Annotated in this window: 17 protein-coding genes and 1 tRNA gene; 5 read left to right on the top strand and 13 right to left on the bottom strand. The window is 37.2% G+C overall.

What is annotated here, in order from left to right; translation table 11 throughout:
* The first annotated feature begins 177 nt into the window (after positions 1-177).
* Positions 178-1,815, top strand: coding sequence for a sensor histidine kinase (locus JM81_RS17635; RefSeq protein ID WP_186435604.1), 1,638 nt, complete (start codon positions 178-180; stop codon positions 1,813-1,815).
* 2 nt (positions 1,816-1,817) lie between these two features.
* The gene (locus JM81_RS17630) at positions 1,818-2,231 is read left to right on the top strand and encodes a response regulator (protein WP_144805354.1); all 414 of its coding nucleotides are present in this window, start codon (positions 1,818-1,820) and stop codon (positions 2,229-2,231) included.
* 26 nt (positions 2,232-2,257) lie between these two features.
* Here JM81_RS17630 and JM81_RS17625 read toward each other — a convergent pair whose 3' ends face one another.
* The 13 genes from JM81_RS17625 to JM81_RS17565 all read right to left on the bottom strand — a co-directional run bounded on the left by JM81_RS17625 (position 2,258) and on the right by JM81_RS17565 (position 16,837).
* Positions 2,258-2,968, bottom strand: a complete 711-nt coding sequence (locus JM81_RS17625) for a LytR/AlgR family response regulator transcription factor (protein ID WP_144805352.1) — start codon at positions 2,966-2,968, stop codon at positions 2,258-2,260.
* Positions 2,969-3,289, bottom strand: a complete 321-nt coding sequence (locus tag JM81_RS17620; protein ID WP_144805350.1) for an Hpt domain-containing protein — start codon at positions 3,287-3,289, stop codon at positions 2,969-2,971.
* The gene (locus JM81_RS17615) at positions 3,286-4,350 is read right to left on the bottom strand and encodes a sensor histidine kinase (protein WP_144805348.1); all 1,065 of its coding nucleotides are present in this window, start codon (positions 4,348-4,350) and stop codon (positions 3,286-3,288) included. The genes JM81_RS17620 and JM81_RS17615 overlap by 4 nt, the downstream gene beginning before the upstream one ends.
* The gene (locus JM81_RS17610) at positions 4,350-5,489 is read right to left on the bottom strand and encodes an FIST signal transduction protein (protein ID WP_144805346.1); all 1,140 of its coding nucleotides are present in this window, start codon (positions 5,487-5,489) and stop codon (positions 4,350-4,352) included. The genes JM81_RS17615 and JM81_RS17610 overlap by 1 nt, the downstream gene beginning before the upstream one ends.
* Positions 5,486-7,852 (bottom strand): PAS domain-containing sensor histidine kinase, encoded by a 2,367-nt coding sequence (locus tag JM81_RS17605; RefSeq protein WP_144805344.1) that lies wholly within the window; start codon positions 7,850-7,852, stop codon positions 5,486-5,488. Before JM81_RS17605 ends, JM81_RS17610 begins: the two co-directional genes overlap by 4 nt.
* A complete protein-coding gene (locus JM81_RS17600) occupies positions 7,842-8,387 on the bottom strand; it encodes a heme NO-binding domain-containing protein (RefSeq protein WP_144805342.1) in 546 nt (181 codons plus the stop codon). Before JM81_RS17600 ends, JM81_RS17605 begins: the two co-directional genes overlap by 11 nt.
* Positions 8,388-8,473: 86 nt before the next feature.
* On the bottom strand, positions 8,474-8,875 hold the full coding sequence (locus JM81_RS17595; protein WP_089262008.1) for a response regulator: 402 nt from the start codon (positions 8,873-8,875) through the stop codon (positions 8,474-8,476).
* 127 nt (positions 8,876-9,002) lie between these two features.
* Positions 9,003-10,253 (bottom strand): NAD(P)/FAD-dependent oxidoreductase, encoded by a 1,251-nt coding sequence (locus JM81_RS17590; protein WP_144805341.1) that lies wholly within the window; start codon positions 10,251-10,253, stop codon positions 9,003-9,005.
* A gap of 7 nt (positions 10,254-10,260) precedes the next feature.
* Entirely contained in the window at positions 10,261-11,451 is a 1,191-nt protein-coding gene (locus tag JM81_RS17585; protein WP_144805339.1) for a glycoside hydrolase family 88 protein, read from the bottom strand.
* Between the two features lie 17 nt (positions 11,452-11,468).
* Entirely contained in the window at positions 11,469-12,476 is a 1,008-nt protein-coding gene (locus tag JM81_RS17580; RefSeq protein WP_144805337.1) for a 4-hydroxyproline epimerase, read from the bottom strand.
* A 6-nt stretch (positions 12,477-12,482) separates the two neighbouring features.
* Positions 12,483-14,204 carry a DUF885 domain-containing protein gene (locus tag JM81_RS17575; protein WP_144805335.1) on the bottom strand — a complete coding sequence of 574 codons (1,722 nt, stop codon included), beginning with the start codon at positions 14,202-14,204 and terminating at the stop codon, positions 12,483-12,485.
* A gap of 22 nt (positions 14,205-14,226) precedes the next feature.
* On the bottom strand, positions 14,227-15,801 hold the full coding sequence (locus JM81_RS17570) for an aldehyde dehydrogenase (NADP(+)) (protein ID WP_144805333.1): 1,575 nt from the start codon (positions 15,799-15,801) through the stop codon (positions 14,227-14,229).
* A 118-nt stretch (positions 15,802-15,919) separates the two neighbouring features.
* Positions 15,920-16,837, bottom strand: coding sequence for a dihydrodipicolinate synthase family protein (locus tag JM81_RS17565; RefSeq protein ID WP_144805331.1), 918 nt, complete (start codon positions 16,835-16,837; stop codon positions 15,920-15,922).
* Positions 16,838-17,131: 294 nt separating this feature from the next.
* Here JM81_RS17565 and JM81_RS17560 point away from each other — a divergent pair.
* From JM81_RS17560 to JM81_RS17550, 3 genes are all read left to right on the top strand, one after another.
* A tRNA-Leu gene (locus JM81_RS17560) sits at positions 17,132-17,215 on the top strand.
* 111 nt (positions 17,216-17,326) lie between these two features.
* Positions 17,327-18,226, top strand: coding sequence for a MerR family transcriptional regulator (locus tag JM81_RS17555; RefSeq protein ID WP_089262022.1), 900 nt, complete (start codon positions 17,327-17,329; stop codon positions 18,224-18,226).
* A gap of 12 nt (positions 18,227-18,238) precedes the next feature.
* Positions 18,239-19,696 carry a phytoene desaturase family protein gene (locus JM81_RS17550; RefSeq protein ID WP_144805329.1) on the top strand — a complete coding sequence of 486 codons (1,458 nt, stop codon included), beginning with the start codon at positions 18,239-18,241 and terminating at the stop codon, positions 19,694-19,696.
* The last annotated feature ends 5 nt before the right edge of the window (positions 19,697-19,701 follow it).

The raw sequence follows: 19,701 nt of genomic DNA, 5'->3' as shown, positions 1-19,701 counted from the left end.
TGAAAATGAAACTCTAAACGATCATCTATGTGGACAAGAGTTTTAAAAATGTTGGTTAGCCTATATCTACCTTTATTTGCGCTAACATTATTCTTATATTTTTTTCAGAAAGATAGGCAAATCAACCAACTGGCCGTTTATCAAAATAGGGCTATGACTTTTAAAAAAAATACTTTCATGGAAGATAGTTATACTTTCTTACGTGATACCCATTATTGGGCTACCTTGAAATATCCCAACGATTTTGACCCCATGAACAAGCATAAAGAACTTATGCAACCTTTTATAAACCTTATCAAGAAAATTACGGATTATGATCAATTTAGATTCATTGATCTCAATGGACAGGAAATTTTTAGGGCGGTACGTTATAGTCAGGATTCATTGACTATAGGGCAATTACAAAACAAAAAGGAACGCGATTATGTGCAATCCGGTCTCAACTTAAAAAAAGGCCAACTTTATTTATCGCAAATTAGCCTGAACAGGGAAAACGGGGTTATAGAAGAACCTAAAAAGGCCGTAGTGAGAACTGTAGCGCCAATTTTTACTTCAAACAATGAACAAATAGGTCTTGTGGTCATCAATTTTAAGGTAAAGAGAATTCTTGACCAACTTAAATCCAAAATTGTCAATTCAAACATATTCTTGTTGGACAGTGATGATAATGTTATAAGTGCCACCAGTTTACTGGAAGATGTACCGTATGAATCTGAAAATTACACCCAAGATCATAAAGATATTTTAGGAACAACCTTTGTTTCGCATGAAAAAGATACCACATACATAGCTAATGATCATATCTGGACGCAATTAAATATTACTTTAAACCATACCAAATTACCCTATGGCGCAAGCCAAAACGATTCTATTGAAATTATTTCCCCAACTAATTTTGTTATTGCCCAAGAAACACCGCCAAGTGTTATGAAAAGTTATCTTAAGCCAGTTTATGAAAGCCTACTGACTTTTAATTTTATCTCCATTTTGGTCCTTTTGGGTTTTTCATATGTATATCAAAAAAACAGGGGGCAAAAAGAACAATTTTACCTTGAGCTAAAAGAAAAGAACAAAATGTTGTTAAAGAGTAAAGATCAATTACAGGAAAACAATGTAATGGTCACTGAAATGAACAATAGCCTGGAAATACGAAACAAGCAATTGAGCGATTTCAATTATTTAATATCCCATAACCTAAGGGCACCGGTAACCAGTATGTCATTGATCGTAGAAATGATCAATAAGGAAAAGAACCCAGAAGTACTAAATCAACTATTGCCAAAGCTTGACCATGTAGCCAAAAGTATAACCAATCTTACGCAGGATATCAATGAATATGTATCTATTTTAGATAATAAAGAGATTAAGCTAACCGAAATTAATGTACCTGCGTTAATACATGAGGTCAAACATGATTTTACCGAAACACTTTTGGATAATGGGGATTTTGAGGTCAAACAAAATTTTGAGGCTTGGGAACATTTGACTTATTCAAAATTCTATTTGCAAAGCATTCTCCACAACTTTATTTCTAATGCCATTAAATATCGGAGAAAAAATGTATCTTCTTATATTATGTTTAAATCAGCAATGGAAAACAATAAAAAAGTACTATATGTAGAAGATAATGGAATAGGGTTAAACTTGGATCAACATGGTGAAAATGTTTTTAAACTATATAAAAGATTTCATAGAAATGTGTCCGGTAAGGGAATGGGGCTATTTTTGGTAAAATCTCAATTAGAAGCCCTTAACGCCACTATACAAATTGAAAGTGAAGAAGGAAAAGGAACTAAATTTAAATTAATATTTTAAGCATGCATAAAAAGTCCAATATTTTACTTGTTGATGATGATGAACTCTATCTGTTTTTAATGGAAAAAACAATTCATCAAATATCAAATACTCTGAAAGTAAGTAGTGTTACCGATGGAGAGCGCGCTATTGAATACATTGCACAGTGTACCAATGAAATGACTCCTTTACCGGAAGTTATTTTTTTGGATATTAATATGCCTTTCTTGGATGGATGGGGCTTTTTGGCAGAGTTTAAAAAACTAAATCCACTTATTTCCAATAAGGTGAATATTTACATAGTAAGTTCTTCCATGCGAGAAAGTGATAAAAAACGGGCCGCTAATTTAGAGGAACTTACCGGTTATGTAATAAAACCGGTAGATAAAAGTCAATTAATAGAAATATTCAAGACAATATATCATGAAAATTGGTAGACCGGCCTAGTACACGCAAATGTATATTATAAAAGGTTTAACCTTCTCATTAATTCCGGTCTATTGGACCTACTAATGGGAACCACGTTTTTTGCGATCAAAACACTGTTATCCTCAATATCTATAATCTTTGTAAAATTAATTATGTAAGATCTATGAATCTGTAAGAACAATTTTTCAGGAAGTTTCTCCTTAATTTTCTTTAATGTAGTATGAACCCTGTACTCTTCTTTTTCGGTCTTGACATCAATATAATCACCTTTGGCCTCAATAACCAATATTTCACTGAGCTTAAGCTTTATTAACCTCCTATCTATATTAATATAAAGATCTTCTCCCTCAATGGCATCCGGTTGTGTTGTTTTTTGGGATTTAGAATCTTGATTGCCAATACTTTCTATTTTATTGATGCATTTTTCAAAGCGTTCCTGGGTGATGGGTTTAACCAAATAATCAACTATACATTCATATTCATAAGCCTCAATAGCAAAATTGGTATCTGATGTCGTAAGTACGATATGTGGTGGATTTTTTAAGGTCTGTACAAAATCAACACCGCTAAAGCCGGGCATATGAATATCTAAAAAGATGACATCGATTTGTTGTTGATTTAAAAATTTAATTGCCGAAATAGCATTATCAAACTCTTCAATTACATCCAAATCAGGTATTTTAGAGCATAATTGTTTTACAATGGCCCTAGCCGTTGCCTCATCGTCAATTATTATACAATTCATTTATATCGTTTTTATATATGATTCTATAGTGTCTAAAACTATCATGAACTTTGGTTCACTATCTGTCTTTCCCATAAGTAGCTCCTTCTCATAGTCCACTGCTAGCTGATAGGACTTTTCCATTCCTAAAATATTGAATTTATGCTTAAGCTTATGTACCATTTCTGCAGTTTCCTTTAGCCTATTTTGAGCAATATGGTCTAAATATTCTTTTTTTTCTACAGGAAACTCATCCTTGATTATTGCAATAAACTGATTTCTAAAGGCAACATCATCACCTGCCAGTTCATCCACATATTTTAAATTTGGCCGTTCTATCATGAATTCTTCTTTAAAGTGATATAAAAAGTAGTTCCTTCATTTTCTTTAGAGGTCAACCAAACTTCTCCTTCATAAAGAACTACAATTTTCTTAACAATAGCAAGTCCAATTCCTGTGGCATTGTTATCGGTTTCCAATTTTTTGAACATTTGAAAAAGCCCATCTTGGTGTTTTTTGGCAATACCTTTACCATTGTCTGTTACGCTGAATTTCCAGTATACCTCATCTGTTACATAACCAATGCTAATACGTCCTTTTTCAACATGTTCCGTTGCAGTGACGGCATTGGTGAACAAATTCATGAACAATTGTTCCAGAATATCTCGCTCAAAATACATTTGTGGTAAGTTATCAGCGTATTCAAAAACAATATGTTCAGGAACATATATGGTCTTTTCTATTTCCAGTAAAGCTTCGGCAAGATCAAAAGAGACCTTTAATTCTTCCGTTTGTCCCAGGGTAGCATGGTTAAGTATACCGGTAATCAACTTATCCATTTTTGCTAGATTTTGTGAGATCAATGTACAGTTTTCCCTACTGTCCTGAGAAAATTTCTCCATTTCATCCGCCATGATCCAATCCATCAAAGCATTGATATTACGTATAGGGGACTTTAAATCATGCGAGACCATTTGGGCATAGTTGTTCAAAGACTGGTTCTGTACTTCTAGGCTAACGAGCAGTCTATCTTTTTCTACAGACATTTCAGAAACCTTTGATGCCAGGTTACTTATGTTTTCGGCGAGATACGCTGCATTGAACTCGTTTAAATTTGCATGATCAAACAATTGTTCTTCATTTAAATTTTCCGAGAGGCTACGGATGGCCTCCATTAAAGAGGTAAGAATATTCTTTTGTTGATCCGCTTCTTCCTTTAATCTTTGGTTTGCCTGGTACAATTCCTTGGAACTAATTGTGGACGCCCTATGCATCATGGACAATTTTTCATCATAATTTTCATATGATTTATCTACCGCCTCAAGAAAATTTGCAATTTCCTTGTTATCCTGCAATTCATCAGATAGATGTTTCTTTAATTGTCTTTTTATTAATGAATGCATTATTCGCTGAATAAGGTTAAGGTCATGGTCTGGTTATGGAGTTTACATTGGTCCTGACCTTGAAATGGCGCCATTTCACCGTAAGAGTAAAAACCGGTAATAACAGTACTATTCCCAATAACAGACTTCACCTCTTCTATTTCCTCTTCGGTTCTTTGGTCCATAACCAATTTACGTCCAATACAACTGATCAACAGGGCAATCTCTGGATTTTTATTTCTTCCTTTCATGGCAAGTTCCGCAGCACTATATGCCCCACTTGCAATATCATCTACAGAGGACATCATTAGTTGCACCTTAGACCCAATAGGCACATCACCGGCAAGTATCATTGCATTTTCCTTATTATCAATATTTAAGATGGTACGCACCAAAGGTTCAGATTCCTCACTGGTACGAACACTCAGCGGATACAATAAAGCGGATTTTGGCAACTCCTTGGCTTTCTCACCCAAATAATTCTTGTAGAGATCCAAAGCGGGTTTACCATCAAGTTCATACAGTATATTGCCTTGAGCTTTCGTAATAATTCTCTCTGGACCAAAAGGTGTCCATCCGCCAAAATTGGCACTGGTTATTTCCAAAGAGCTTCCATAAAAACCTATGGCCACAATTTCACCTTCTTTGGGGTTTTCGTTATAAGAGACCAATGTCCTTTCAAAACGATCGTCATCTCCACATAAACCACCGGACAAACTTATCATACTATGCTTATGTTTCTCCAAACCGTTAATAAGCGCACTCCCATTGACCGTACTACCTTCTGAGATTATAAACAAATGCTTTAAATCCTCTTTGGGAAACTGCGCCATTAAATGTTGCCCCAACTTTTCATCACTGTTGTTATGTTCACTTACATTGCTTCGGTGAACCAGAATAGAGCTTTTCTCAAATTCTATTGCCGTTAGGACAATGGTACCATCTAAAACGGTATCATCCATAATCTCTCCTGACGTAGAACCAAAAACCACATGCGCATCTGTAAAAAATTCCTTGACCTCTTCATAAATTGAATTGGCCTCTAACATATACCTATTGCCAAAAACCAACACTAAGGGTTTTTTTAAATGTTTTCCATTGGAACATCCTTTAAAAACAAAGGGTTCGTTGGCCTTTTTAATTGCTTGAATGATTTTCATGGAAGTTCTGCTAAGTTTTCATTCTTTTTTATCGTGAAATGAAATTGGGTTCCTTGGCCAACCGTACTATCGATCCATACTTTACCATGGTAACGGTCCACAATTTTTTTAACAATGGAAAGTCCTATTCCTGTTGAACGTTCGTTATGGCCTATAGATTGAAATATGTCAAAAATCTTTTTATGGTATTCTTTGGGTATACCCACACCATTATCACTTACGGTAAAATGCCAAAAATCACTTTCTTCCTTACAAAGTACTTCTACCAACCCATGCTCTCTCTCAATATGGACAACGGCATTGCCTATAATATTCTGAAAGACCTGATGCATTTTGGTTTTATCAGCCATTATGACCGGCAATTTTACCGGCACACGTAACTGTACATGTTCCGGTATATATATAATCTCCGCAATATCCGTAATTACATCGTTCAAGTCTACATTAGAATAATCAAGCTCAGAACTATTTGCTGTTGAATATTCCAAAATGCCATGGATCAATTTATCCATTGAACCAACTTTTTCCTGCATTAGTTCAAGGTTCTGCTTACCCCCGTCATCAAGTACATCTTTATAATCCTCGTATAGCCAGGTTGCCAATGCACTAATACTTCGCAATGGCGACTTAAGATCATGTGAAACTATATGCGCATATTCCTGTAGCCCTTGGTTACTATTCTCCAATTCGTGTAACAACTTTTCCTTTTGCAGTTCCAAATGTTTTTGGTCCGTTATATCCAAGTGAATACCAATAGAACCTATCACCTTACCCGTATCGCTAAATCTGGGAGCACCACTGATAAGCCAATGCTTTACGGAATTGTTTTTATGGATAACCTCAACCTCGTAAGAATCTACTTTACCTTTTAGCCTACTGGCATTTTTCTGGGGTATTAATTGCTCTTCCTTAATCTGAATTACACGCGATGCCACTTTGCCAATAAGTTCATCTTCACTGTAACCGCTCATTTTACAGAAACTCTGGTTAACCATTTGGATAACATCATCATTATCTACCTCTACCAAACCTAAGTTCATATTCGCAATGATACTGCTATATTTTTCTCGTTGAACTTCTAGATTCTTTCTATAGTTCTTGCTGATGGTTACATCATTATAGGCCCATAGATGGCCCTTATATGCGCCATCATTGTTAATAGGAATAAAATCCCGTTCTAAAATTCGTCCATCTAACATTTCCAGTTCATCAGCCAATGTGGTATCCTTTTTCGCTAAAATATCTGCAATACGCTGTAAAAATTGATCAGGTTTTTTAAATTGATGCTTATTAAGTTCTTCATAATAATCGCAATCCTTACCTATTAGCTCTGCAGGATTGGCCTTAATATTGAAAATATTACAGAACTTTTGGTTCGTCAAGGCAATCTTACCATCCTCATCTTCCAGAAGAACGCCTGTTTGCAAATTGGAAATCAAGGCAGATAACCTACTTTCAGATGCTTTAAGTTTTCTTTCCGCTTCCAGTTCCTTAGAGATATCCTCAATGATCGCAACCTGATAATCTGACTTTAGATCATTTTCAGAGATGGAAGTCATTGTGGTCTTGGCCGTAAATTTTGATCCGTTCTTCCTAATAAACTTTACTATTGAAGTAACCTTATTCGATCCCTCATTAATGTTACTATCTCTCTCCGTTTCATTATCCGGTTCGGAAATGGAGTTTAGCGTAACCTTTTTTAATTCTTTTTCTTGGTAACCCAGCATTTCCACAAAAGTGTTGTTCGCCTTCACTATTTGACCATCTTTGGCCAATATGATACCTAAGGGAGAATTTTCCACAATAATATCCAACTGCTTTTTTTGCTCCGAAAGCAATTTTTTAACTTCCATTTCTTGGGTAATATCCCTTAAAATACCTTGTGCTGCAATTGGCTTACGATCCTTATTGTAGATTAAACTACCATTGATCTGTACCCACTTTACCGTAGACTCGTCCAATATGATCTTGGCACGGTAATTTGTTAAGGTACCCACTTCCATTAAGGAACGCATGGACTCTATGGTATAATCCAAAAACTCTGGATGAATAAATTTAGAAAGGTGGACTTTATTGATATTGTGGTCAAATCCTAAAAATTCCTTAGCGGACCTGTTCATGTTAATCACATTAAAACTAAGGTCCATAACTACGTAAGGATCTATGATGTTGATAAAGACACCGTCCAGCTCTGACGTTTTTTCACTAAGTAGGTTTTCAAGTTTGGCATTACTTTCCCGCAAATGACGGGTTACATCATACAATTCCTTAGACTTATCCTCTAAAATTTTTTCCGCCTGTTTTCTGGCTTTTTTTTGTCGCTCAAGGGCTTTTTTCAGAAGAGAAACCTCATTATTGTCCATTTTGCACGATATCAAATTTTACTTCCGTACCATCATCCTTCAATAATTCATATGTGATACTGGCTTTACCATTAAAGTGCTCAAAAGATTTCTCGATCAGACCTTCTGCCAACCTGTACAAACCTCTGGTAGAGGTATAGATCATGGATAGGGAATTGTCCGTTTTCTCAAGTATTTTGAATGAAGGCAATTCCGCTTCGGGGTATAATTTTTTAACGTGAACGTGAATATGGTCCTCTATGGAATATAATAGGGCAATTGGTGACCTATAACTTTGTATGACTTCTGGGTGGGCCTTGCTTAGACTTGTAAACAAATAAAGACCAAATGCATAGATCAAATCGCCGGCAGGTAAATTTACTTCTTCACTTAAATTCGTAATCAAAGCAACCATCTCATTAAATTCATAGGTAGCTACTGAAGTATATATGCCTTCTGATGGCAAATCTGATTTTTCTATAATCCTGTCAACGGTTTCAAGACCAAATTGGATCTCTACCATTTCCAGAAATTCTGTAAATACAATTCCTTTCATTTGAAAATATAAACTATTACTACGGCATCAAACGTAGGAAAATTAATACATATAAGTAAAGAAATGTTGTGAAAAATACTTTTTTGTTAGCCTTTAACCAATTGGTTAACACTCCAATACTCTAAAACTGCATTTAACTTAAATTGGTAATCCTCGTATTTTAAGGGTTTTATAACGTAACCAGCAATACCTGCTTGGTAACATTTCAGTAAATCTGCCCTATTTTCCGATGTAGTTAAAATGATTGTAGGTAAATAACATAATATCTCATCATTCTTTAAGATATTAAGAAACTCTATGCCGTTCATTCTTGGCATGTTCAGATCCAATAGTATAATGTCCGGTAATTTTTTGCCAGACTTCAAATATTCCAAGGCTTCCTCACCATTTTTGGCTTCAATTATCGAATGCTTTAAATTTAGTTTAGAAACGGTACGTTTCAACTTCATCACTTCGATTAAATCATCCTCTATTAACAAGATATCCATAGTCTATAATATTTGAAGATTCAAAATTCAACTAATTGATTCTCTTTTTAGGTCCACTGTAGGTGAATGTTCATTTACTGTCGGTGAACGGTATTTACATATCGATAAGTATATTGCCTTTTAATGGTTAAAACCTTCTATCCGGTGAAAATGCTTCAATAGCCATACTGGTTTTTCGCTCTTCTATTATTTCAGAAACGAGTTTACCCGTGGCCGGACCCAAACTCCACCCCATCATAGCATGACCAGTGGCAATAGTGAGGTTTTTAATATGTCTTGTCTTTCCAATATACGGCAAACCGTCAGGAGATACGGGTCGCAGACCGGTTTTGACCTTTCTTACCTCTTCTTCATTGAATCTAAGGTCCGGATAATAAGATTCTGCACCATTTACCAAGGCCGTTACCCGCTCCTTTCTAACCATAGTATTATTCCCCGAAAATTCCATAGTACCCGCAAACCGTGTAAATCCGTTCATTGGGGTAACCGCCATTTTTGGTTCCATTAATATGGCAGGTATGGTAATACCGGTTTTGCGCTCTACATTAATACTATATCCTTTGCCACCCTGTATGGGCAATCTAAGATTTAATTTTTTGGAAAGCGCTCCGCTCCATGCTCCGGCAGCCAAAATGACCTCATCTGCTACATAAGTGTTTTTTTGGGTTTTAACAGTTTGTATCTGGCCGTTGTTCATTGCTAAATCCATCACTTCTTCCCCCATACAAATTGTTACACCTTTGTTCTTTAAAAAATGTAATAGCTTGGGCATTATTTCATTTGGGGTCGTATGTCCATCACATTCATAGTGTATGGCCCCTTCAGCATTCAAACGGACATTGGGTTGTAATTTGCCCAGTTGTGTTCTGTCCAAATAAGAAACTTCCAGGCCCAATGCACTGGCTTTCTCTGCCACCTTCTTTTCATGTAGAAAACTTTTTTGGGTCTGATACATCATCAAAAGCCCTTTCCGCTCCAATTGAAATTCTCCCAAATCACCTGATTCCCTTATATCTGCAAAAAGGGCCCTACTCATAAGATTGATTTCCTTTATAAGCGGAATGGCCTTTTCAACATTTCTCTTTGTGGATGAACGATGAAAGAACCAGGACCATTTTAAAAAATCAGTTTCCAGGCGAGGTTTCATGTAAAAAGGACTGGCCGAATTGAACATCATTTTAATGCCTTGGGCTATCATTCCAGGCGCGGCCAGAGGAATAATATGGCTTGGGGTTATATATCCTGCATTTACAAATGAAGCACCTTCGTTGCCGTTACCTTTTTCAATAATAGTGATATTATGCCCTTCTTTGCTTAAATAATACGCAGAACATAAACCTATAATACCACCACCAATTATCAGTATATTTTTAGCCATAGGTAACTTACTTGATCATATCGCGCTGGCGCAGTAAAGCTTCCAAAAAATAATAATCCGCATAGTTTAACGGAACATCTATTTCAGAATTTTGAGGTTTGTGCCCAGTAGAGTGTTTTAAAATAAAGCCTTCATTTGTTCCAATTTCCGCCAAATAGGGCTCCTTGCTTAAGGATTCAAGAATGGTATTGGCCCTGTCTACATACGCATGTTCTAAATCGTCTTCAACATAGGTACTAAGTTCAAAAAGTGCCGATGCGGTTATAGCAGCGGCAGAGGCATCTCGCGGAGTATCTTTAGTAACAGGGGCATCATAATCCCAATATGGAATTTTATCCTCGGGCAAATTGGGGTGGTTCATTATGAACGATGCTATATTTTTTGCTTGGTCCAGGTATTTTTCATCTTTTGTTTCCCTATACATTACAATATATCCATAAAGTCCCCATGCTTGCCCCCTAGCCCAAGCAGATTCATCTTTATAGCCCTGTGCCGTATTGCGTTTTAGAACTTTTCCGGTTTCCGTATCATAGTCCAAAACATGGTATGAACTATAATCGTCCCTAAAATGTTTTGCCATGGTAGTATCTGCATGCATGATGGCTACATTATAGAATGTAGAATCACCGGATATTTTTGTCGCTTCAAATAGCATTTCCAAATTCATCATATTATCTATAATCACCGGACATTGCCACCTATCATTTGAATTCCATGATTGTATGACCCCAGCTTTTGGCTTAAAACGGGAAACCAAGGACTTGGCCGCTTGTACCATTACTTTTTCATAAGCCTCCTTATCCATATATTTCAAAGCATTGCCATAACTATCACCAATCATAAAGCCCAAATCATGGGTACCTTCATAATATTGAATGGTATCCATTAAATGGGTGTAGGCTACTGCACGGTTTTTCCATGTAGTATCATTTGTTAGTCCATATAGGTTCCACATAGACCCGGGATGAAATCCGCTTGTCCAATCATATACACCTACGGTATGCAATTTACCGTTCACAATTGTTCTGGGCATTGGTCGATCACTATCCATATAGGAAATAGCTTTATGATACAAATGTTCATATTGTGCAGCAGCTTTTTCAATGACGGTCATTGACTGTTCTTCTGTTACCACTTTCTCCTTACAACCTATAAATACTATTGCCGTTAGGATTATTAAAAGGTTTATTTTTTTCATTGATCGATTGTTTATGTTTATATGACTTGAAATCCGTATGCATATGGATCATCATCATCTATGGTGATCGTGTTATGACCATATATCTTGGCCCATCCTTTTATACTGGGAACAATAGCCGGTTTACCGGCAAGTATGGTCTCTTCCTCTATATTACCAATAAATTGTGAACCTATATAGCTTTCATGTACAAAATCCTCATGAATTTTTAGTTTGCCCTTTGCATGCCATTGGGCCATTCGTGCAGAGGTCCCAGTACCACATGGAGAACGGTCTATTGCTTTATCTCCATAAAAGACGGCATTTCTTGCAGTTGCAGTATCCGCAATGGTGTTCCCTGTCCATAAAATATGACTTACACCATTAATGGTCCCATCCTCAGGGTGAACAAATGCATTGGCATATTTATGGTTTATTTTTTCTCTAATTTCCTGGCTGAATTGAATTAATTTACTGGCAGAAAAATCATGAATACCGGTAAAATTCTTTTGGGGGTCTATTATAGCGTAAAAATTACCTCCGTACGAAACATCAAATTGCAGTTCTCCAAGATCGGAACAATCAATTGTTAAATCCGTTTCCGCCAAATAAGATTTTACGTTGGTAAGTTTTACCCAATCTACCTTATTGCCGGTTTGCCCATACTTTACCAGTACCAATCCTGCTGGGGTTTCCATACGTACCTCACCTTTTATTTTGGGTTTGATCAGTCCTTCCTCAATACCAATTGTAATAGCTCCTATAGTTCCATGACCGCACATTGGAAGGCAACCACTGGTTTCAATGAACAATATTCCAAAATCGTTCAAAGAGTCATGGGGCGGATAAAAAATACTGCCACTCATCATATCATGTCCCCTGGGCTCAAACATGAGTCCCTTTCTTATCCAATCAAATTCGGTCAAAAAATGTTGCCGCTTTTCGCTCATGGTAGCTCCAATTAATTCTGGTCCACCATGCTTAATTACCCGTACAGGGTTACCACAGGTATGTGCATCTATACAAACAAAAGTACTGCTTGCCATAATGGATTATTTTTTGCGCTTGATATAATTGTTGACCCGTTGCTCCAATATGGGCAAGGTTACCGTTCCTTGCTCCAATATAATTTCGTGAAAATCGCGAATGTTAAATTGTTCGCCTAGCTCTCTTTCCGCTTTTTTACGCAACTCCCTAATTTTAATCTCTCCCATTTTATAGGAGATCGCTTGTCCCGGCCATGCAATATAACGATCTGTCTCCGTATTGATTTCGTGGGCAGACAATGCCGTATTATTGGTCATATAATCCACGACTTGTTCACGAGTCCACCCTTTGGCATGAATTCCTGTATCTACTACCAGCCTACACGCACGCCACATTTCATAAGTTAGTTTACCAAACTCCTCATAAGGCGTTCTATAGATACCGAGTTCATTTCCCAAAAACTCAGTATACAGGGCCCAACCTTCACCATAAGCGGATAAGTACATATTTCTTCTAAATTTGGGGATACTATCTCCCAACTCCCTATTTAAACTACCCTGTAAGTGGTGGCCTGGCACCGCTTCATGGGCGGTCAGTGACGGCAAAGTATATAATGGTCTACTTTCCAATTTATAAGTGTTTACCAAATAAAAACCGGGCTGGGTATCAGAAGAAGGTCCGGAATATCTACCACCAGTATATTTGGGTGCAATTGCATCGGGTACTTTTTTTACTCCATAAGGCCTTCTGGGCAACGTTTTAAAATATTTGGGCAATTCCGCGTCTATTCGTTTTGCAATATCCCTAGCATGCATTAAAAGCTCATTTCCCGTTTTCGTATAAAACTGGGGATCCGTCCTTAAAAAGGTAAGGAAATCACTAAAACTACCTTCAAAATTTACATTGGATATAATTTGCTCCATTTCCGATTTTATTCGAGCTACCTCGGCAAGTCCTATCGCATGAATATCCTCTGCCGTATATTCTTCCGTTGTGGTATAATAGTTAATTCTGTTCTGATAAAATTCTTTACCATTAGGGGTTTCAGAAACTCCTATGGCAGTTCTAGTAGAAGGAATATATTGGGTTTCAAAATAATTCTTTATCTTTTTGAACGCCGGTACGACCTTATTACTTATTACCAATTTGGCCGCTTTGATAACCGAGTCCCTTTGACGCGTACCCAGACCCGATGGCAATGCCGTAAAGGGACTATAAAAACTACTTTCTTCAGCATTATCTACTATATGGGTGTCATAAGTAGAACCATATCCATTAAAAATAATTTTAGGTTGCGATATACCCTGCTGAAGCCCTTTATCCAATAAAACTAAATGTTGATCAACATAGATAGGTATGGCATTCAACATATTTAAATATTTTTTGGCATCTGCATAGCTCAATATTGGCTTTATCCTATAATTTAGATTTAAATGAAAGCCTTGGTCTGCTTGTATAGGGTTTAAAAAGGTTTTAAACTTAAACTCATCAACTTGGTTTTGAAGTCTAAACCGTAGCAACTCCTTTGAAATCATTTGGGTTTCCGTCAAGGAAGAAGTATCCAAGGCTTGCAAACGGGATAATAACCCCTTTGCAAATTGCGCATCTTTCTCTTCTTTTGCCTCAGTAAACAACCCAAGCGGATATGCTTTTCTATCATAGGGTTTGTATGATTCAAAATCCGCTATAATCTGTTCTAATTGTTGTAGGTCCTGTTGGGCATTCGTTGTACAGGGGGCAAAAAAAACAACCCCAAATAAGGCAATTAACACAATGATTTTACGCATAAGTATATACTTTACAAGTATGTTATTTACAATAAGTTCCTTCTTCCAAGCGTACGATGTTCAATGGGTTATCATCTTGTAGGGCTTGTGGTAAAAATTTATTGGGCCAATCCTGAAAGGATACAGGTCTAACCCATCTTTTAATGGAAGAAGTACCTACTGATGTAAAACGTGGGTCCGTGCTTGCCGGAAAAGGGCCACCGTGCACCATGGATGAACAAACTTCTACCCCGGTAGGCACACCGTTGAACAAAATTCTGCCAACCTTTTCCTGTAACGCATCTACAATGCCACCATAAGTTTTTAAATCCTCCGTTTCACCTAGGACAGTACCGGTCAATTGACCCTCTAGCTGATTTAGGATTTCTTCCATTTGAACTGCATCTTCACAGCTTACGACCACAGAAAAAGGACCAAATACTTCTTGATGCAAGATATGGTTCCGTAAAAATTCATTCCCTTTTACCCTTAGGATTGTAGGACCGGCCGTATTGGCATTTACCGCATCTTTATGGTCTGCCAAAACCTCTACACCGTTTTGTGTAGATAATACCTCTTTACCTTCCATGTATTTGGAATGGATATTTGGATGAAGCATAGCAGCAGGTTGCAGCTTTAGAATTTCTTCCGATAATTTTAAGGCAAAAGAATTCAGGTCCTCACCTTCAAGACCTAAGACCAATCCGGGATTTGTACAAAACTGGCCTGTCCCCAAAGTTATGGAAGCAGCATATTTTGTGGCCCACATATCTCCACTTTCCCTTAAGGCAGAAGGCAGGGCAATTACGGGGTTAATACTACCCATCTCCGCAAATACAGGTATATGCTCCTTGCGTTCGTTCGCTAATTGATATAAGGCCATTCCCCCATTGTAGCTACCTGTAAAACCTACGGCCTTGACTTTGGGATGTTGTACCAATTGTTGGCCTACCTCTACCCCGCTACTATTTAGATTGGAAAATACCCCATTGGGCATACCGGTCTTGACAGCTGCTTTTATGATGGCTGAAGCTACCAATTCTCCCGTAGCGGCATGCATGGGGTGACTCTTAACGATTACGGGGCATCCTGCCGCTAAGGCACTTGCCGTGTCCCCTCCTGCTGTAGAAAATGCCAAGGGAAAATTACTTGCACCAAAAACGACTACAGGACCTAGTGGAAATAACATTTTGCGAATATCCGCCTTAGGCATAGGTTCTCTTGTAGGCTGGGCTTTTTCAATGACCGCTTCTACCCAAGAACCCTCCTTCAGTAAATTGGCAAACGCTTTAAGCTGCCCCATTGTCCTACCCCGTTCCCCGCGCGCCCTTCCTTCGGGCAACCCAGATTCCAAGCAGTACGTATGAATAAGCTCATCGCCCAATGTTTCTATTTCTGAGGCAATGGCGTTTAAAAATTCCGCCTTTTTGGCACCGGAAATATCCTTGTATACCTTAAAAGCCTCATGGGCCAATGCAACGGCCTCATTGATTTCTGCAGTTGTAGCTTCATTAAAAATCCATTCGTTTTCCTGGTTCGCTATTGGGTTGAACGTTTTATACGTTTTTTCCCCATTTGCTGACATTTTACTTCCTATTATATTTTTTCCACTTATCATATCTTCTGTTTTGAACTACTTGTGTAAGTTAAAGAAAGAACCTTTGTAAAAATCCGGTTCATCCGTATACATACCGCTATATTTTTGATATTGCGATATTCATTTAAATATACCACAATTAGTTGATTCCCTTATAGGCCGGCAGCGTAGGTCTAGAAGCCATTCCTGCCTTGATAATCGCAGCAACACGCTCCCTTTCCTTACCAATTAATGGTAGTCGCGGAGCCCTAACGAATTCAGTACCTATTCCTGTGGCCACCTCTGCCATTTTAATGTTCTGCACCAATTGCGGACTAATATCCAATTCCAATAAAGGTAGAAACCATCTGTAAATTTCCAATGCCTCTGCAATTCTACCTGCCTTTGCCAATTCAAAAACGGCACAGGTTTCAGCAGGGAACGCACATACCAATCCCGCAACCCATCCATCGGCACCCATCAGTACACTTTCCATCCCTAAGGTGTCCACCCCTGTCAAAACTTGTAAACGGTCTCCAAACTTGGACTTAATTCGGGTAATATTAGAAATATCCCTTGTAGATTCCTTTACGGCCTGGATATTGTCACAGACGGTCAATTCCTCCAACATTTCCATAGTTACCATAATACCATAATCTATAGGGTTATTATAGATCATAATAGGTAGGTCGGTACTTTTAGCAGTTTCTTTAAAATAGGTTACCGTTTCATAGTCATTTGCTTTATAACGCATTGGTGGCAACATCATTAATCCGGTAGCTCCACATTCTTCCGCAACTTCTGCGGCATGTATAGCCCCTTTGGTAGTCTGCTCCGCAATGTTGATAATGACGGGAACCTTACCTTCAACAAGATTGACGGTTTCCTTCATCAATATTTTTTTCTCATCATAAGTAAGTGTACTGGCCTCCCCCAATGTACCTCCTAAAATAATTCCACTAACGCCAGCATCTATCTGTGCTTTAATATTCGTTGCGAACATTTCTAAATCCAATTCATCGTTGGCAGTAAATTTTGTTGTTACCGCAGGCATGACACCTTTCCATTCTATACTCATATTCTATTTTTTTTGATACGTAAAAGTAATGTTAAAGCTTTTTTAATTATGTTTATATGTTAACCATACCTAATAGTATATTACCCCTTTAACCATATTTATCAGTGATTTTCCGATAAATATGGCGCAAATCTTATTGGTTACAGCATTTATTGAAAAAACTACTAACAATTTAATCAATAAAAATATAGACCATACAGACTATCTAGTTATAGGAATTATAGAATTAATTATGGGCAATAATTTTAAAATGTAGGATTGGTTTCTATATTTGCGGTTCTTTCATAATAAGAAGCCCACGTGGTGAAATTGGTAGACACGCTACCTTGAGGGGGTAGTGTTCGCAAGGACGTGCTAGTTCGAATCTAGTCGTGGGCACAAAAAGGTTAGATATGGTATCTAACCTTTTTTATTTTGATAATTTTAACTTCAACTATATACTACGTTAAACAAATAATCGTAAGTTTGTTTAATTATTTGTCAAAAAACATGAACAATGTAAAAAAGCAATTTAGTATCAGGGATTTGGAAAATCTTTCTGGCATTAAAGCTCACACCATTAGAATTTGGGAAAAAAGGTACAATTTATTGCAGCCTGAACGTACGGACACCAATATACGTACCTACAGTCTGTCCAGCCTTCAAAAGTTACTCAATGTAACGTTGCTCTATAACAACGGACAAAAAATTTCCAAGATTGCCAAGATACCAGAAGGGGAAATTGCTTATGTTGTTAGGGAAATAGTAGCCAAACATAGTCATGAAAGTCATGCAATCAACGCCTTTAAGCTGGCAATGATCAATTTTGACCAGACCATGTTCTTTAATACCTATAATGCCCTTTTGGGTGAAAATTCATTCCGTGAGATATTTAAGGAAACCTTTGTACCTCTTTTGAACGAATTAGGTCTATTATGGCAAACGGATACCATAAGCCCTGCACACGAACACTTTATCAGTAGCTTAATAAAACAAAAAATTCTCCTGAATACAGAGAAACTTCAACATTTAAGCCCTGTAAAAAACGATAAAGTATTTGTAGCATTCTTACCTGATAATGAGATTCATGAAATTGGATTACTGTATGTGAATTATGAAATCTTACTTAAAGGCTATAAATGTATCTATTTGGGCCCAACCATACCCATTGAAAATTTAGAGGATATCCTAAAATATTTTGACAACGTATATTTCGTATCCTATTTTACGGTCTTTCCCGAAAAGGATCGGGTAAATAAATATTTGGAGGATTTTGATAAATTGGTTTCCAATTATAACAATCCTAATTTATGGTTGCTAGGCAGACAAACAAGGTATATTGAGGATGCTACCAAACCAGCATATTGCAAAACTTTTTCTTCCATAGACAATTTGGTAAACCATTTATAAACAAATCCTTTTATGGGCAAAGATTGTATTGTAATCGGTTCTGGCTTTTCATCATTATCTGCGGCATGCTATCTGGCCAAAGATGGCTTTAATGTAACCTTGTTTGAAAAAAATGATAGTGTGGGCGGACGTGCATCTCAATTCACCAAAGACGGGTTTACTTTTGACATGGGACCCAGTTGGTATTGGATGCCCGATATTTTTGATAAATTTTTCTCCGATTTCAATAAACAAACATCAGACTACTACCAATTGGACAAGCTTGACCCTGCCTACAAAATCTTTTTTGCAGATGACATTATCACCATTGGCGATACCATGGAGAAAATCTGCGAAGAATTTGAAAGAGTTGAAAAAGGCAGTTCAATAGCACTAAAAAAGTTTATTGATAAAGCACAAGAAAATTATGACATTGCCATTAATAAAATTGTCCTAAGACCTGGCCTTTCACCTTTAGAATTAGTAACCAAAGAAACTATTTTAAAAGTTGATCAGTTTTTTAAAACAATAAGCTCACAGGTACGGAAGTCATTTAAAAACCCAAAGTTGGTATCAACCCTAGAATTTCCGGTATTGTTTCTTGGCGCAAAACCAAGCAATACGCCGTCATTCTATAATTTTATGAACTTTGCAGATTTTGGTCTTGGCACATGGCATCCAAAGGGTGGTATGTACCAGGTCATAAAAGCAATGCAACAACTTGCGCAAGAGCTTGGGGTAACCATCCACACCAACAGTGCTATAGACAACATTAATGTAGAACACGGCCAAGTAAAAGGTGTAAGCTGTAATGGCAAATTCCATCGTGCGGATATGGTTATTAGCGGTGCAGACTATCACCACACAGAACAATTGCTAGAAGATAAATTTAGACAGTACAGTGCCTCTTATTGGGACAAAAAAGTTTTTGCCCCCTCATCTTTACTGTTCTATATTGGTTTCGATACCAAATTAAAGAACGTAGAACATCATAACCTTTTTTTTGATACGGATTTTGAGCTTCACGCCCAAGAAATTTACGATGATCCCAAATGGCCTACAAGTCCATTGTTCTATGCAAATTTTCCTTCTGTAACGGATGCCACCATGGCCCCGGAAAATAATGAAGCAGGCTTTTTTCTGGTACCCATTGCAACAAATTTAACCGACACCCAAGAATTAAGAGACCAGTATTTTGACATGATCATGGATAGATTTGAACAAAGAACAGGTCAAAAGATTAGAAATAATATTATATTCAAGGAAACATTTTGTGTCAAGGATTTTATAGAAAGATATAATTCTTACAAAGGAAATGCCTATGGAATGGCAAACACGTTAACACAGACAGCCTTTTTAAGGCCCAACTTGAAGAGCAAAAAAGTTAAGAATTTATATTTTACAGGACAACTGACTGTTCCTGGACCCGGAGTTCCTCCTGCTTTGATTTCCGGTAAATTAGTGTCAGAATTAATTAGAACCAATAATTAGTTTAG

This window comes from Maribacter sp. MAR_2009_72, assembly GCF_007827235.1.
Classification (GTDB): Bacteria; Bacteroidota; Bacteroidia; order Flavobacteriales; family Flavobacteriaceae; genus Maribacter; species Maribacter sedimenticola.
The sequence above is the reverse complement of the archived record's forward strand: the minus strand, read 5'-3'. Positions and strand labels throughout refer to the sequence as shown.